Below are 16,197 nucleotides of genomic sequence, written 5' to 3'. Positions count from 1 at the left end.
GAATCGATAAAATCAATCATCAAATCTTATTTTTGTACGCTAAAGGCATGACCACAAGAGAAATTATGGATACGTTCAAAGCAATATATGATGTTGATATCTCTCCAACGCTCATTTCTAAAGTGACAGATTCAGTGAAAGAACAAGTGATTGAATGGCAAAATCGCCCACTTGATAATCTGTATCCGATTGCTTATTTGGACTGTCTTGTTTAAAAGTGAAACAAGATGGCAGCATTATCAATAAGTCGATTTTTCTTACCTTAGCTATCAATTTGGAAGGTAAAAAAGAACTTTTAGGCTTATGAATAGCTGAAAATGAAGGGGCTAAATTCTGGCTATCGGTATTAACAGAGCTGTAAAATCGAGGGGTGGAGGATATTTTAATTGCTTGTGTTGATGGTTTGAAAGGTTTTCCTGATGCGATTAATTCGGTTTATCCAGAGACTAAAATTCAGCTATGCATTATTCATATGGTGCGCAACAGTTTGAAGTTTGTTAGTTGGAAGGATTATAAAGCCCTAACCAAGGACTTAAAATCGATTTATCAGGCACCGACACAAGAACTGGCATTACAGGCGCTGACTCATTTTTAAGAGGTATGGGATGATAAATACCCATATATTGGTCAGGCTTGGCGACGGCACTGGGAAAACCTCAGTATCTTTTTTGTTTATCCGCAAGATATCCGTAAGGCGGTTTATATAACTAACGCGATAGAGTCTAGGTTTATTTAATATTTTTAACACCAACGATCTTAAATATATAGCTAAGCGTTCTTTATTTAACACATTAAATACAACCTTAGTGAAAAAAGCATTTGTATCTATTTGCACTCCTTTCATTTTTCTATATTATTGAAAATATCATCAATAAAATTCTTATTATTAATTAGGCCTGATATGTATCAATTTTTTGAAAAATTGGTGTCATCTTATCCAAAAGATGAACCTAAACCTATGGCTAAAAATTTTTTTAGTTTCATCTGGCAATCAACTAAAGGAACTCGATTATTTTTACTATTATTAATTATTTTTAGTGCATTAGCTGGAGCTTTTGAGGCTTTTTTATATGCGGCCCTAGGTAAAGTTATTGACTGGCTTGCTGTTGTTGAACCCAACAAATTTTGGCAACAAGAAAAAACAACATTAGCACTATTAGCCTTAATCATCTTAGCAAGTACCATTATTATTGGACTGCAAACTATAATTAAACATCAGTGCCTAGCTGGAAATTTTCCAATGCGAATGCGTTGGAATCTACACCGATTAGTCCTAAATCATAGTATGCGCTTTTTTCAAGACGAATTTGCAGGAAGAATATCAGCAAAAGTCATGCAAACAGCCCTTGCAGTGCGTGATACTTGCTTTTTAGTAACAGATATTTTTATCTATGTTTTGATTTCGTTTATTACTATGGCAACTATCATCGGACAATTAAATATTTGGTTATTAATTCCATTTATGTGTTGGTGTCTTATTTATGGTATAGCTATGTATTATTTTATTCCCCGCTTAAGTAAAGTGGCTAGTATGCAAGCTAATGCTCGTTCTACGATGACAGGGCGTGTAACAGACGCCTATACCAATATTATGACAGTCAAACTATTTTCTCACTCTGGTAATGAGGCAAAATATGCCCAAGAATCAATGGATGAGTTTTTAGTTACTGTTAATAAGCAAATGCGCTTAGTCAGTAGTTTTGAAATTGTTAATCATTTATTATCTATTTTGTTAGTATTAAGCACAACAGGCGTTGCCTTATGGCTATGGACAAATCAATTAATTGGTGTTGGAGCAATTGCAACAACAACAGCTGTAGCGCTTCGATTAAATGGTTTTTCACACTGGATCATGTGGGAAATGACAGCCCTATTTGAAAATATTGGTGTTGTGAAAGATGGTATTAATACTTTTTCTATAACTAAAACTGTTGTCGATCAACCTAACGCTTCTAAACTTAATGTAACTGAAGGAAAAATCGAGTTTAAACATATTAATTTCAGCTATGATGAAAAAAAACAAAGTTCAATAATTAAAAATTTAGATCTAACGATAAAACCAGGTGAAAAAATTGGTTTAGTTGGTCGTTCAGGAGCAGGAAAATCATCGCTTATCAATTTGTTACTCCGTTTTTATGATTTACAGAGTGGCAAAATTATAATTGATGGACAAGATATTACAACTGTCACACAAGAAAGCCTACGATCTCAAATTGGTATGGTTACACAAGATACGTCATTACTACATCGAACAGTTCGAGAAAACTTGCTCTATGGTAACAATCAAGCGACTGAAGACCAAATGATTATCGCAGCCAAAAAAGCACACGCTGATAACTTTATTCAAGCATTAGTTGACGCAAATGGTAGAGTTGGGTATGACGCATTTGTTGGTGAGCGAGGAATAAAATTATCGGGTGGCCAAAGACAACGAATTGCCATTGCACGCGTCATTCTTAAAAATGCGCCTATTTTATTATTAGATGAAGCAACAAGTGCGCTAGATTCTGAAATTGAACAAGCAATTCAAGAAAGCCTATACACATTAATGGAAGGGAAAACGGTGATCGCTATTGCTCACCGTTTATCAACCATTGCGGCAATGGATAGATTAGTTGTAATTGATCAAGGTAAAATTATTGAACAAGGAACTCACCAAGAATTGCTTAAGAAAAATGGATTATATGCACAACTTTGGAAACATCAAAGTGGTGGATTTTTAGGGGGATAAATATTGATCCTTGCCAAAATATTAGGCAGTACCACCTCTATTATTTTATCATTTTATCGTTTTGGTAATATTGTTGTTCATATTGCAGAGGCGATACCCAGCCATTGGCTGAGTGACGATGGATAGGATTGTAATAGATTTCATTATATTCAAATAGTGCTTTGTCAGTGAGTTCATTGACAAAAAAGTGAGAATAAGATAACGCATAATCAACAGATTGTTGTTTAAATTTGATACTAAATTTTTTGACCATAATATTTTTCCTCTATGATTTTTGTATATATCATAGGGGCGACTTTTTTCTACTTTTTTGGCGACGACCAGTTTAATTGCCCATTTTGGGCAAAAGTACAGTTTTTACCCCAAAGTTTACTGGTAAGGGGATGGGTATTTTCTAGCGCAACACACCACGGTTTGCTTGTCGAATATGAGCAATCACTGCTTTAGATTTAATAGAATACTCCTTCACCATTTTAGTAATAGGTGAATAGCTACAGGCCTCGGGAGCTTTAAATGTTCGGCAACCTTTTCCTTCATAAAAAGTAATTCCCCAACCATCTTTGTGAGAGTCTTTATCCCTCCTCATTTTATTAGGCTTGTAAACTAAAACAAATATCGGTTGGCACATTGGCGCGTATACCCAATAATTCGCACATATTATTTAGCCATCTCTTTTTCAATAAGCATAATAAGAATATGAATAACTTTGATGTGTATTTCTTGCACACGATCAGCATAACCAAAGTGTGGAACACGAATATCAACATCGGCAAGCCCATTCATCTTACCACCATCTTTACCTGTTAATGTAATGATTTTCATGCCTTTTTGTTTAGCTGCATCAATTGCTTTTAATACATTAGTTGAATTACCTGAAGTTGAAATACCTAACAGCACATCACCTTTTTGCCCAACACCCTCAACATAACGTGAAAAAATAGAATCGAATCCAAAATCATTACCAACACAAGAAATATGGCTTACATCAGATATTGCTATTGCAGGGTAAGCTGGACGATTATCCCGATAACGCCCCGTTAATTCTTCAGCAAAATGCATTGCATCACAATGAGAACCGCCATTACCACATGATAGGACTTTGCCACCTTGTTTAAATGAATCGGCAATTAAAATTGCCGCTTGTTGAATTTGTTCAAGGTTTTTATCATCTGAAACAAATTTAGTTAATACGTCAATGGCTTGATTTAACTCATTACGAATATCGTCAATGTACACTACTATTCTCCTCAATAAATTTATACACCATTTTAATTCGTTCCAAATAGCTTGCAAGTAATAAAATTATCAATTTTGAACAATACTTTCAGAAAGGCATATGTTTAAGCATAAAAAAATATCTAAATAAAAATAAACTAAAATTATTACTATTAACAAAAAACAAAATCACAACAAAATTTAAATTAATTTTAATGTTAACAAGTACTGTTTTTACAATAGTAAAATTCTTTGCATTTTTTTTTAAATAATATCTTGTATATAACTTGGTCGTAACGCTATTTGTTAATAGGATAAGCCTTTAATTCGTGATACAATTTATTCAGTATTTTTTCATTTAAAAGAAAATGAAACAGCATTTAAAATAAAATCAATAAGGAATTTATATGCAAACAATTGAAGGTAAAGTAGCTACGCCGAAAGCCAAAATTGCAATTGTGGTGGCACGTTTTAATCATTTTATTAATGATAGCTTAGTCAGCGGTGCAATTGATGCATTAACGCGTATTGGGCAAGTCGATGATAACAATATTACAGTTATCTGGGTTCCAGGTGCTTATGAAATTCCACTTGCCGCAAAAGTAGCGGCACAGTCAAAAAAATATGATGCAATTGTGGCATTAGGTACAGTTATTCGTGGAAGTACTGCACATTTTGATTTTGTTGCTGGTGAATCAAGTTCAGGTTTATTAAGTGCAAGCTTAGATAACACTATTCCTGTTGGATTTGGTATTTTAACGACTGAAAGTATCGAACAAGCCATTGAACGTGCAGGTACTAAAGCGGGTAATAAAGGTGCGGAAGCGGCATTAACTGCACTGGAAATGCTAAATATTATTAAAGCAATTAAGGAGTAATTTAGTGGCATTAATTAATCCTCGTCGTCGAGCAAGAGAGTGTGCGGTACAAGCAATTTATTCTTGGCAAGTGTCTAAAAACGATCTTGCAGATGTTGAGAGTAGCTTTATTGCAGAACAAGATATGAAAGGCGTTGATGCCAAGTACTTTCGTGAATTATTAAACGGTGTGGCAAAAAATACCGCCGAATTAGATGCCAAAATGGCACCGTACCTTACCGAACGTACTGTTGATGAATTAGGTCAAATTGAATTAGCGATACTTAGAATTGCGCTGTACGAATTAATGAAACGTCAAGATGTACCTTACAAAGTTGTGATTAACGAAGCGATTGAACTCACAAAAACGTTTGGTGCAGCTGACAGCCATAAATTTGTTAATGGTGTATTAGATAAAATCGCCCCGACTATTCGTACGCGATAATCGATTAATAGTGAGATTGATATGAACGACAATACCGAAAAAAGCAAACCAACTATTTTTTATACTAAAAATAGCGAACCTAAAAAGCACTCTCGCTCAGCTCAGAAAAAGCCTACAGCGTGGAAAGGTAATCGTAAGGATAATTCATCTCAGTTTAAGTCTAAACACGATCATAATGATCGAATTGAAACGTTTAAACCTAAAAGTGACCAAGCAAAATTTGTCAAAAAACGTTTTACAGTTGAACTTAATCAATCTCAATCTGCTATTGACAACAATTCACCATGGCAGAAAAAGGTGCGTGCAAATGATCAAACCCCTACATTTGGTTATGATGGTTATCGTCAACGCAAAGAAGAGACATTAGTTTATAGCGAAAATAGCTGTAAAGCGGTTTTCAAACATCGACGCACAGCCATTATTAAATTATTTATTATTCAAGAAATGACCTATCAGTTTAAGGAATTAATCAGCTGGTTAGTTCAACAGCGTTTAGGTTATGACGTTGTTACAAATGAACAACTGAATAAAATAACCGAAACTCAGCACCATGGTGGTGTTTGTTTAATTGTTAAAAAGCGTACGCCACTTACCTTGTTGAATTATTTAGAAAATAATGGCGGTAAAGATCATGATTGTATTTTAGCGATTGATGATGTGAACAACCCTCACAATCTAGGTGGCTTAATACGAAGTGCTGCTTTTTATGGTGTTAATGGTGTTATGTTACGCCAAACCAATTTACTTGATACGGGTGCAGCTATGCGGGTATCAGAAGGTGGAATAGAAGCTATTACGGCAATTAAAAGTGATGATTTTATTGCTTCAATCGATATGCTTAAACAACATGGTTACCAAGTTGTTGCACTATTACCTTGTCAGGCAAAATCTATTGCGTCAAGCGAATTGCATAAAACCCGATTTAACAAAAAAGTAGCTTTGGTTATTTTTCAGCAAATCAATATGAAGTTGGTTAATAATGCAGATATTATCTTGCATTTACAAGGTAATGAAAATATGCCGGCACTTAATATTTCTGTAGCAACGGGGATTTTATTATCAAATTTGCAAAAGTAAACCTTTGCGAAATTCATCTTTATCATCCGATGTTCAATCAATGATTAAAATGATAATGCTATTTTTTACTGATGATAGATATCAATAGCATCATTTGGTTAGAAATTGCATTTTTTTTCTGTAAAGTGTGAGCAAATATTTGAATATGTCGGTAGCAGTTATGTCGTCTAAATATAAAGTTGGTTTAATTTTTGGTAAGTTTTATCCTTTACATTGTGGTCATATTTATTTAATTGAAAAAGCTGCAAGTCAAGTTGATGAGTTGCATATTTTACTTGGTTGTGAAGCATCACGAGATAAACAACTATTTAATAAAAGCCGACTTTCTAAACAACCTCAAGTCAGTGATCGTTTTTCATGGTTAAAAACGACATTTAAAGATCGTCATAATATTCATATTCATATTCTTGATGAAACAGGTATTGATTTTTACCCTAATGGTTGGCAAGATTGGAGTTGTCGTGTTAAGAAGCTCCTTACCGAACATAAAATTACTCCCGATGTTATTTTTACCAGTGAAGCTCAAGATGTCAAAAACCATGAACACTATTTTGATTGTTCAGTTTCCATTGTTGATGCTGATCGGCACTTTATGAATATCAGTGCCACACAAATCCGTGAAACCCCCTATAAAAACTGGTCGTTTATTGCGCAGTCAGCAAAACCTTTTTTTGTTAAAAAAGTGGCTATTATTGGTCAAGGTAGATTTTGTGAATTACCTATTCAACTGGCTAATATTTATAATACGCAATATGTGCCTAATGGCTATATTAATTATATCGAGCGGGAAATTTCGAACCGTCATAACTATTTAAGTGAATGTGATTATATTAAAATTGCAATGCTACATGTTGAACGACTATCAAAAGCAGTTGAAACTGCGAATAAACTTGTTTTTACCTCGATTGATTTTGAAACATTAGCGCAGTATTACAGCCAAATCTTCGAAAAAGAAAACGATGTTTTACAAGCCCTAAAAAACAGTTACCAATTTGATTTAGTCATTCACGAAAAAGACTTAAAACAACAATGCTCCCAACTGGAATATTTTGAAACAATTTCAAAGAAGGTTAAAGCATTATTGATTTAGTTCATCACATTTATTATGGCTTGTGTTAAAATAAGCTAAATCTTTGTGCTAGGTAAATTTTATGTCTCAATCTTTTGATAAATCAGACAACACAAACCAAGAAAAAATTGATTTTGGTTACACGCAAGTACCCAAACAGGAAAAAGTAAAACGTGTGGCTGAAGTATTTCACTCAGTTGCTGATAAATATGATGTTATGAATGATCTGATGTCGTTTGGCATACATCGTATTTGGAAAAAAATCACCATTGAATATAGTAGTGTGCGCAAAGGTCAAAAAGTTTTAGACCTTGCCGGTGGCACAGGTGATTTAACTGCAAAATTTTCACAACTTGTTGGCGATGATGGATTAGTTATTTTAGCCGATATTAACGAATCAATGTTAAAAGTTGGGCGAGACAAATTACGTGACAAAGGCTTAATTAAAAATATTGAATATGTACAAGCAAATGCTGAAGAACTTCCCTTTGCTGATAACTATTTTGATTGTATCACTATCTCATTTGGTTTACGCAATGTTACCGATAAAGAAAAAGCCTTACGCTCTATGTGGCGTGTATTAAAACCTGGTGGACGTTTATTAATCCTTGAGTTTTCTAAACCGCAATATCAAATTTTAAATAAAGCCTATGATCTGTATTCATTTACCATGTTACCGCTAATGGGCAAAATTGTAGCAAATGATTCTGAAAGTTATCGCTATTTAGCTGAATCAATTCGTATGCATCCAGATCAAAACACATTGAAAAAAATGATGGAAGATGCTGGATTTGTTGATGTGAAATATCACAATATGACTGGTGGAATTGTAGCGTTACATACTGGTTTTAAATTTTGATGCGATAAAACATAATGACATTCTTTCGAATTTTTAAAATATTAACTATATTTCGAGCTTATCAATTAAATGAACTGTTACCTAAACACCGTTCATCAAAATGGCTCCGCGCTTTGTTATTCTGTCTTTTTTGGATTAGACCTAAAGCAAAACACCAAGAAATTGGTGAACGTTTACGGCAAGCACTACAAGAGTTAGGACCAGTTTGGATCAAGTTTGGACAAATGATCTCAACTCGGCGTGATGTTTTACCTAAACACATAGCCGATGCTTTAGCAAAATTACAAGACCAAGTTCCCCCTTTTGACGGTAAAATAGCGAAACAACTGATTGAACAAGCATTAGAACAACCAATTGATTATTATTTTAGTGATTTTGACGAAAAACCACTCGCATCGGCATCAATTGCACAAGTTCACACGGCGATATTAAAGTCTAGCAATGCCGAGGTTGTTATCAAAGTTTTACGGCCTAATATTTTACCTGTTATCCAAGCCGATATAGGTTTAATGTATTGGGTTGCCAACCAATTTACAAAACGAATAAAATCAGGCGAAAGATTACGCGCGGTTGAAATTGTGCATGATTATGAAATAACTCTACTAAAAGAGCTAGATTTACGCAAAGAGGCTTACAACACAGCAAGACTACGCGATAATTTTATCAATAGCGATATTCTGTATATTCCTTATGTATACCAAGATTTATGTCGAAAAAATATTCTAGTTGAACAGCGTATTAAAGGCGTGCCGATCGCTGATATTGACCAGCTTAAACAACATAATGTTAATATGAAATTACTTGCAGAACGTGGAGTTCAAGCCTTTTTCACTCAAGTTTTTCGTGATAACTTTTTCCACGCTGATATGCATCCAGGTAATATTTTTGTTGATATTACCGATCCACAAAATCCACGCTATATTGGCATTGATTGTGCCATTGTTGGTATATTGAGCGATGACGACCAGCACTACCTTGCTGAAAATTTCTTAGCATTTTTTAATCGAGATTATCAAAAAATAGCTGAAACCTATATTGCATCAGGTTGGGTTCCTGCAACAACCGATGTTATCGCACTTGAAATGGCAATGCGCAATGTCTGTGAGCCTGCATTTGCCAAACCACTGGCTGAAATCTCATTTTCACAAATTTTACTGCAATTATTTCAAGTAGCAGGGCAATTTGAAATGGACATTCAACCGCAACTTACACTTCTTGAAAAAACGCTTTTTTATATTGAAGGGCTTGGTCGTCAGCTTTACCCTGAGCTTGATTTATGGCAAACGGCAAAACCTTTTTTAGAGGAGTGGTATCAAGATAAATACAGCGCAAAAAAAATACTACAACAAGCTTGGGGATCACTACCTAAATGGCGCAACATATTGCCTCAATTGCCAGATAAATTAAACGACTACGAACGCATCACCAAACAGATGGATGCGCAATTAAAGCAAATTGAACAACAACTACAGCGAAGCAAAAAACGTGAACGAAACCTATGTGGAATGCTAGGATTAGTTTGTGCTTTATGTATTACTATACTAATAATAAATTAAAACTGGGTATTAACAATACACATTAAGTTGGACATATTGGAATATTATAATTTACGTGTATAATTTGGTTAAATACCACTATTGGAGACAACCATCATGATGCCAAGCTTGCCGCAACTACTTATATTAATAGCTGTAGTAGTATTATTATTCGGAACAAAAAAATTACGTTCATTAGGCTCAGATCTTGGTGAGTCAATTAAAGGCTTTAAAAAAGCGATGAGTGATGATGACGGTAAAAAAGATAGTGATAATTCACAAAAAATCGAAAATACCGACTCATCTGATTCTAATACCAATAATAACAAAAAAGAGTAACCCATGTTTGACATCAGCTTTGGGCAATTATTATTAGTATTAATTATTGGTCTGGTGGTATTAGGGCCAGAACGATTGCCTATTGCAATAAAAACCGTGGCAGGGTGGATAAAAGTATTACGCCGAATGTCAGCCACGGTACAGTTAGAATTAAATAAAGAGCTAAAATTGCAAGAATTGCAAGATAGCCTAAAAAAAGCCGAACAAAGTGGACTAACAACACTTACACCCGAAATTCAAGAATCTATTGATGACTTAAAACGTGTAGCTGAGTCATTAAAAAACGAAATCAGCTCGGCAACACAAATCGAACCACAAACACAAGTTGATTCACAAACAAATTCAGATAAAAAATCATGACAGACGACGCTACTCAACCATTAATTGGCCACCTTGTTGAACTTAGAACACGGCTTTTACGCTCAATTATCTGTATTTTGCTAGTATTAGCCTGTTTGCTCTATTTTTCTAATGATATTTATCATATTGTTGCCAATCCGCTCATTAGCCAGTTACCTCAAGGTAGTAGTATGATCGCAACCGATATTGCTGCGCCATTTTTTACACCGATTAAACTAACTGCAGTGGTGGCAATATTTATCTCTATACCGTATGTGTTATACCAAGTTTGGGGCTTTATTGCACCAGCACTCTATCAGCATGAAAAACGCTTGGTTATGCCCCTAATTGTATCAAGCACGATCCTTTTTTATATGGGTATAGCATTTGCTTACTTTGTGGTGTTTCCACTCGCATTTTACTTTTTTATTCATACCGCACCCATTGACGTTGCAATTAATACCGACATTACTAAATACCTTGATTTTGTTATGACTCTTTTTGTGGTGTTTGGTTTTGCTTTTGAAGTGCCTGTTGCGATTATTTTACTCTGTTGGACAGGTATTACTACACCTAAAAGTTTGCGCAAAAAACGCCCATATATTATTGTTGGTGTATTTGCCATTGCCATGTTTGTTACACCACCAGATGTATTTTCACAAATATTATTAGCTGTACCTATCTGTTTACTGTTTGAAATTGGTACTTTTTTTGCAAGGTTCTATCAACCACGCAAAAAAGACAATGACGATGAGTATTATCATGACTCAAATAATGAACAATAAATAAGGGAATAGTGGTTAAAATGATAAGTAAAGGATAAGCATTAATAATGAAAACATCATTACCAGATTTTAATCGTGCCAATGTATTAGTTGTCGGTGATATTATGTTAGATCGCTATTGGTATGGGGGAACTAATCGCATATCACCCGAAGCTCCAGTGCCTGTAGTTAAAATTGACTCTTTAGAAGAAAGACCTGGTGGTGCAGCTAATGTTGCAATGAATATAACTTCACTTTGTGGTAACGCACGACTGATTGGATTAACTGGCATTGATGAACCTGCTAAAGTTCTTGATGAACAGCTAAGTAAACACAAAGTACAATTTGATTTTGTTTCTGTTTCAACGCACCCAACTATCACCAAACTACGGGTTTTGTCACGCAATCAACAATTGATTCGAATCGATTTCGAAGAAGGTTTTGGTAATGTCGATCCTGCGCCTCTTCTTGAACGTATTCAAACAGCCTTGAAGACCAATAAAGTGTTAGTTCTGTCGGACTATGCTAAAGGTGCATTATCAGCAGTTCAAGCAATGATTAAGTTAGCAAATCAAGCCAATGTACCGATTTTAGTCGACCCCAAAGGTACCGATTTTGAGCGCTACCGTGGTGCAACATTATTAACACCAAATATGACTGAATTTGAAGCGGTAGTTGGACATTGTCAAAATGAAGAAGAGATTGTCGAAAAAGGTTATCAGCTTATCAAAAAGTATGATCTCAAAGCCTTGCTTGTCACTCGTAGTGAAAAGGGCATGACACTACTCCAATTAAACAAACCGATTTACCACTTACCAACTCAAGCCAAAGAAGTCTTTGATGTCACTGGCGCTGGCGATACTGTTATTGCAACCTTAGCTGCTTCCTTAGCCGCAGGGCAGTCTTTAGAAGAAAGCTGCTTTTTAGCCAATGCCGCAGCAGGCGTAGTTGTGGGCAAACTTGGCACATCGACCGTTTCACAAGTTGAATTAGAAAACGCCATCCGCGCCCGTGCTGATGATGGCTTTGGCGTTATGAGTGAAGACGAACTAAAAGAAGAAGTCAAAAAAGCACGCATGCGTGGTGAAAAGATTGTCATGACTAATGGCTGTTTTGATATTTTACATGCAGGTCATGTTTCTTATTTGGCAAATGCTCGAAAACTTGGCGATCGACTAATTGTTGCAGTAAATAGCGATGCTTCGGTTAAAAAACTAAAAGGAGAATTGAGACCGATTAACCCACTCATGCAACGAATGATTGTACTAGGTGCGCTTGATTCGGTTGATTGGGTTGTTCCATTTGAAGAACAAACCCCACAACGACTCATTGCTAATATCTTACCTGATGTCTTAGTCAAAGGTGGCGATTATAAACCGGAAGATATAGCAGGGGGTAAAGAAGTTATTGCTGCAGGTGGATGCGTTAAAGTACTTAACTTTGAAGACGGTTGCTCAACAACTAATATTATCAATGCGATAAAAAATCAATAAACCATAATCAATAAAATCGGTTAGTTGCTAAGTAACCGATTTTTATATCACATTGTATTTTTTTATAATAATATAACAAAATACAAAAATTACTTCCCCTTAAATTAATCGATGCTTGTTTTGCTTATCTAATATACTTGCCTCTATCTTAACGTACTAAAGCAAATATCGAGACGAATATAAAAATAGCTGATAACCTTATTTGGGATAACAAAAAAATATTGCCTTACCTGTCATAGATGATAAAATAACCTCTCTTGAAATAAGCAAATGCATATATTTTTCGATTTCTTAATACTTTATAAAGGAATTTAGGTAAATATGGCGAAGTCAGTTGTTGATTATATTGCTTTAGTGATGAAACATCATACTAAATACGATTCCCTTTCATTTCATAGATTGGACGTATCTTCTGCATTATCTACTTTATTGTTTGTTGGTAGGAACAGATTATGCTAGCTATGCAACTAGCTAACTGGCGCTGTAGTAGCTCAAACTTAATCTGACAGACACGTATTACTCATCGGCTTTCATTTTAACAAAATGCGTGTCCGATGAGCAAAATAAATTCTCCAATTGCTTTTCCTTAACCAATCCCTTTGCATCATTCCATGTTTGCCATGGTGTCTTCCCATAACAATATTTTCCAGAGTGTGCTCTTTCTCGATTGTAAAACTCAAGCCATTGCTCAATATCGTTTTGTATTTCACTCAATTGTGTGTAAATCTTACGTCGAAATAAAATATCATAACATTCTGTTTTCATCGTCTTATGGAATCGCTCACAAATACCGTTAGTTTGTGGGCTGTAGGCTTTGGTCTTGGTGTGTTCAATATCTTCTAGATTAAGATAAAGTTCATAAGCATGGCTCTTTTTATGGCCATTATATTCCGTCCCTCGGTCGGTAAGAATGCGTAAAAGGGGGACTTGTTCGCTGTAAAAGAAAGAAAGCACTTTATCATTGAGCATATCGGCTGCAATCAGACTGTTTTTTTCGGTATAGACTTTAGCAAAAGCGAGTCTGGAATAGGTATCAATAAATGTTTGTTGGTATATTTTCCCTATGCCTTTAATGTGCCCTACATAGTAGGTATCTTGTGCACATAAATAACCCGGATGATGTGTCTCAATTTCACCATGCGCTTCTTTTGATGCTTTGGCTTTTTCAAGGGCTGTAATTGATTTTCCGTGAGCACACATCCTTCTTGTGCCACTTTGGTTTCTAGCGCAATTAGGCGTTTTTTAAAACTTTCTAAATCGTGACGTAGCCAAATAGAGCGTACACCACTCCCTGACACCATGATGCCTTCTTGGCGGAGTTGATTGGCAACCCGATGTTGCCCATAAGCTGGATATTCATAGGCCATATTGACAACGGCTTGTTCTATATGTGGCTCTACCCGATTTTTTTCGATAGGCTTTTTACGACTGATTTCTTGAAGCGCAAGCTCACCCCCTTGCTCATACAGTTTTTTAAAGCGATAATAGCTATCTCGACTGTATCCCATGACTTTGCAAGCTTGTTGAACGTTACCGAGTTGCTTAGCTAATTCTAAAAGTCCTAATTTAGGTTTAATGATTTTGGCGGTTTGATTCATTTCTGACTCTCCTTTTGTGTTATAAAATAACTAAAATGTCAGATTGAGTGAAGACTATTACAAGTTATTTTAGGAAAATGTGAGTCCGATGAATAAAATAATTTTTCAATCGCTCTGGTATTAGCTATTTTTCCTCAGCTAAGTTTATTAATGCATTTGCTATGTAACAAGACTTCCTCAAAAATATAAACTGCTGCTCATTTTTGTAACTATCTCCTAAAATAATTCAATTCAAAAGTTATTTCCCCTCATTTTTAGAAATAGTTTTGTTAAGTCAATCTTTCATTAAAATGACAATTCATATGTAAATACTGTATAGCCAACTCAGAAATATAATGACAAAACATGGTATGTCCGCTTTTTGCGAGGATCACTTTTAGGGCTGCTCATTTTCAAGAGTAATATTAGGATCGTTATACACAGCCATATCCATAAGGCCAATTTCACGATCGGTTGCCACTGCCGCTGTCATAGCGCCAGATACATTGGCTAAAGTTCTTGCCATATCAATAATTGGATCCACGGCTAAAACCATCCCAATTAATGGGAAGTATTCGGCCATCCCCATCCCCGATAAAACAACAGTTGCGGCAACTGTTGCTGTGCCGGGAATGCCGGCGATGCCGATTGAACCAATAACGACCACAATGACAAGCATAATATAAAATTGGATATTTGTTTCAATGCCAACCATATGGGCTACCATCACGGCAAGTAAAGCAGGGAAAAAACCTGCACACCCATTCATTCCCATTGTACTGCCAAGTGAGCCGACTAAATTTGCAGTGCCGGTATTCACTCCCATTCGAATGGTTAACGTTGAGATAGTCATTGGTAATGAGCCAACTGATGAGCGACTAGTAAAGGCTAATAACCATGTTCCTAGCGCTTTTTTTATAAACATAGTTGGTGAAATACCATGAATCGAAACAATGGCAATATGCACAATTAACATAATCAATGTGGCAATATAGATGGCGGCAACAAAGCTAGAAACCTGAATAATAGCCGGTATTCCATTAGAAATAATGGTGCGAGCCAGTAACGCAATGACTGCGTAAGGCATGTATTTTATGATTGTCATTGCAATGGACATCACGATTTTGTAAAGCGCTTCGATAAATGTTTTAAAGAGTGCAATAGGTTGTGGATTTTTCTTTTCCATTCTATTAGCGGCAAGCCCCATTAAAGCCGAGAAAATGACTAATCCAACAATGTTTTCATTTACCATTGAGGCAATAATATTACTTGGGATTAGATTTATAAAGGTATCAATAATATTAGTGTATTGTTTTGCTTGGGCTTGATGTACAGAGCTTGAGCTTATTTCACCTAAAGCAAATAGATTCGCTAGCAAAATACCAACGACACAGGCAATGGCTGTTGTAAACAGTAACCAAAAAATCCCTCTAAATGCAATTTGAGGTAGATTTTTTTTGCCCGAAAAGTCGATAATCACTTTAACAATCGATACAAAAATAAGTGGTATCACTAACATTCGGATAAAGGCAATAAATGCTCGACCAAATAGCCCATACCATGTTGCGGTTTCTTGCATCCAGAGGGTTGATGTATCAGGAAAGCCCGCTACAGCTTGAATGCCTAAGCCAAGTACAGCACCAAGGATTAAGCCAACTAACATACGAACTGAAAAATTGACTTTTTTATCTTGTAACGGTTTCATCACCGCAAAAAAACAGATGAGAAGTAGCCCAATACCAATGAGCGTTTGATAATGAGTAATTGATAGGAACTTTTCAAAAAAAGTCCCCTGAAAAATGGCATCTGACATAATTAGCCTCTCTTTTGATAATTCAATTATCTGGTTAACAATCTATATTTAATCACATGACTTTCTGTTTAACTATAAATACAT

The 16,197-nt window shown here is 35.4% G+C and carries 13 protein-coding genes and 4 pseudogenes; 12 read left to right on the top strand and 5 right to left on the bottom strand.

The window, feature by feature from the left end; all coding sequences use genetic code 11:
• A pseudogene (locus tag GQ590_RS08330) lies at positions 1 to 724 on the top strand (IS256 family transposase); the annotation flags it as partial.
• Positions 725 to 901: 177 nt separating this feature from the next.
• Complete coding sequence (locus GQ590_RS08325) at positions 902 to 2,731, top strand: ABC transporter ATP-binding protein (protein WP_160407979.1); 1,830 nt, start codon at positions 902 to 904, stop codon at positions 2,729 to 2,731.
• A 40-nt stretch (positions 2,732 to 2,771) separates the two neighbouring features.
• Here GQ590_RS08325 and GQ590_RS08320 read toward each other — a convergent pair whose 3' ends face one another.
• The 3 genes and pseudogenes from GQ590_RS08320 to lpcA form a co-directional block, all read right to left on the bottom strand.
• Positions 2,772 to 2,984, bottom strand: a complete 213-nt coding sequence (locus tag GQ590_RS08320; protein ID WP_160407981.1) for a hypothetical protein — start codon at positions 2,982 to 2,984, stop codon at positions 2,772 to 2,774.
• Between the two features lie 73 nt (positions 2,985 to 3,057).
• Positions 3,058 to 3,387: pseudogene (locus tag GQ590_RS08315) on the bottom strand (class II glutamine amidotransferase); the annotation flags it as partial.
• A 1-nt stretch (position 3,388) separates the two neighbouring features.
• Entirely contained in the window at positions 3,389 to 3,967 is a 579-nt protein-coding gene (gene lpcA / locus GQ590_RS08310; RefSeq protein ID WP_160407983.1) for a D-sedoheptulose 7-phosphate isomerase, read from the bottom strand.
• A 386-nt stretch (positions 3,968 to 4,353) separates the two neighbouring features.
• On the opposite strand from lpcA, the gene ribE reads away from it, so the two are divergent.
• The 10 genes and pseudogenes from ribE to hldE all read left to right on the top strand — a co-directional run bounded on the left by ribE (position 4,354) and on the right by hldE (position 12,723).
• Complete coding sequence (gene ribE, locus GQ590_RS08305; protein WP_160407985.1) at positions 4,354 to 4,824, top strand: 6,7-dimethyl-8-ribityllumazine synthase; 471 nt, start codon at positions 4,354 to 4,356, stop codon at positions 4,822 to 4,824.
• A 13-nt stretch (positions 4,825 to 4,837) separates the two neighbouring features.
• On the top strand, positions 4,838 to 5,248 hold the full coding sequence (gene nusB / locus GQ590_RS08300; protein ID WP_160408019.1) for a transcription antitermination factor NusB: 411 nt from the start codon (positions 4,838 to 4,840) through the stop codon (positions 5,246 to 5,248).
• 21 nt (positions 5,249 to 5,269) lie between these two features.
• Positions 5,270 to 6,325 carry a TrmH family RNA methyltransferase gene (locus tag GQ590_RS08295; protein ID WP_160407987.1) on the top strand — a complete coding sequence of 352 codons (1,056 nt, stop codon included), beginning with the start codon at positions 5,270 to 5,272 and terminating at the stop codon, positions 6,323 to 6,325.
• 127 nt (positions 6,326 to 6,452) lie between these two features.
• Positions 6,453 to 7,415, top strand: a complete 963-nt coding sequence (gene nadR, locus GQ590_RS08290; protein ID WP_160422572.1) for a multifunctional transcriptional regulator/nicotinamide-nucleotide adenylyltransferase/ribosylnicotinamide kinase NadR — start codon at positions 6,453 to 6,455, stop codon at positions 7,413 to 7,415.
• 61 nt (positions 7,416 to 7,476) lie between these two features.
• Positions 7,477 to 8,253, top strand: a complete 777-nt coding sequence (ubiE, locus tag GQ590_RS08285; protein ID WP_160407991.1) for a bifunctional demethylmenaquinone methyltransferase/2-methoxy-6-polyprenyl-1,4-benzoquinol methylase UbiE — start codon at positions 7,477 to 7,479, stop codon at positions 8,251 to 8,253.
• Positions 8,254 to 8,267: 14 nt separating this feature from the next.
• Complete coding sequence (ubiB, locus tag GQ590_RS08280; RefSeq protein ID WP_160407993.1) at positions 8,268 to 9,809, top strand: ubiquinone biosynthesis regulatory protein kinase UbiB; 1,542 nt, start codon at positions 8,268 to 8,270, stop codon at positions 9,807 to 9,809.
• A gap of 93 nt (positions 9,810 to 9,902) precedes the next feature.
• Positions 9,903 to 10,127 carry a twin-arginine translocase TatA/TatE family subunit gene (gene tatA, locus GQ590_RS08275; RefSeq protein WP_337189578.1) on the top strand — a complete coding sequence of 75 codons (225 nt, stop codon included), beginning with the start codon at positions 9,903 to 9,905 and terminating at the stop codon, positions 10,125 to 10,127.
• 3 nt (positions 10,128 to 10,130) lie between these two features.
• Positions 10,131 to 10,409: pseudogene (tatB, locus tag GQ590_RS08270) on the top strand (Sec-independent protein translocase protein TatB); the annotation flags it as partial.
• Positions 10,410 to 10,483: 74 nt separating this feature from the next.
• Positions 10,484 to 11,251: a twin-arginine translocase subunit TatC gene (gene tatC / locus GQ590_RS08265; protein ID WP_160408000.1), complete on the top strand. Its 768-nt coding sequence runs from the start codon at positions 10,484 to 10,486 to the stop codon at positions 11,249 to 11,251.
• 47 nt (positions 11,252 to 11,298) lie between these two features.
• Positions 11,299 to 12,723 carry a bifunctional D-glycero-beta-D-manno-heptose-7-phosphate kinase/D-glycero-beta-D-manno-heptose 1-phosphate adenylyltransferase HldE gene (gene hldE / locus GQ590_RS08260; protein WP_160408002.1) on the top strand — a complete coding sequence of 475 codons (1,425 nt, stop codon included), beginning with the start codon at positions 11,299 to 11,301 and terminating at the stop codon, positions 12,721 to 12,723.
• Between the two features lie 516 nt (positions 12,724 to 13,239).
• Here hldE and GQ590_RS08255 read toward each other — a convergent pair.
• Positions 13,240 to 14,321: pseudogene (locus GQ590_RS08255) on the bottom strand (IS481 family transposase).
• 376 nt (positions 14,322 to 14,697) lie between these two features.
• A complete protein-coding gene (locus GQ590_RS08250) occupies positions 14,698 to 16,113 on the bottom strand; it encodes a cation:dicarboxylase symporter family transporter (protein ID WP_160407922.1) in 1,416 nt (471 codons plus the stop codon).
• Between the last annotated feature and the right edge of the window lie 84 nt (positions 16,114 to 16,197).

The sequence above is a fragment of the Gilliamella sp. Lep-s35 genome (genome assembly GCF_009795845.1).
GTDB lineage: Bacteria > Pseudomonadota > Gammaproteobacteria > Enterobacterales > Orbaceae > Gilliamella.
Note: the sequence above shows the minus strand (reverse complement) of the source record. Positions and strands in the feature narration are given on the sequence as shown.

What these genes read in the sequence shown, in the direction of transcription:
- GQ590_RS08325 (WP_160407979.1), top strand. Translation starts at nt 902, where the DNA reads ATGTATCAATTTTTTGAAAAATTGGTGTCATCTTATCCAAAAGATGAA.
- GQ590_RS08320 (WP_160407981.1), bottom strand. Translation starts at nt 2,984, where the DNA reads ATGGTCAAAAAATTTAGTATCAAATTTAAACAACAATCTGTTGATTAT.
- ribE (WP_160407985.1), top strand. Translation starts at nt 4,354, where the DNA reads ATGCAAACAATTGAAGGTAAAGTAGCTACGCCGAAAGCCAAAATTGCA.
- GQ590_RS08295 (WP_160407987.1), top strand. Translation starts at nt 5,270, where the DNA reads ATGAACGACAATACCGAAAAAAGCAAACCAACTATTTTTTATACTAAA.
- ubiE (WP_160407991.1), top strand. Translation starts at nt 7,477, where the DNA reads ATGTCTCAATCTTTTGATAAATCAGACAACACAAACCAAGAAAAAATT.
- ubiB (WP_160407993.1), top strand. Translation starts at nt 8,268, where the DNA reads ATGACATTCTTTCGAATTTTTAAAATATTAACTATATTTCGAGCTTAT.
- tatC (WP_160408000.1), top strand. Translation starts at nt 10,484, where the DNA reads ATGACAGACGACGCTACTCAACCATTAATTGGCCACCTTGTTGAACTT.
- hldE (WP_160408002.1), top strand. Translation starts at nt 11,299, where the DNA reads ATGAAAACATCATTACCAGATTTTAATCGTGCCAATGTATTAGTTGTC.
- GQ590_RS08250 (WP_160407922.1), bottom strand. Translation starts at nt 16,113, where the DNA reads ATGTCAGATGCCATTTTTCAGGGGACTTTTTTTGAAAAGTTCCTATCA.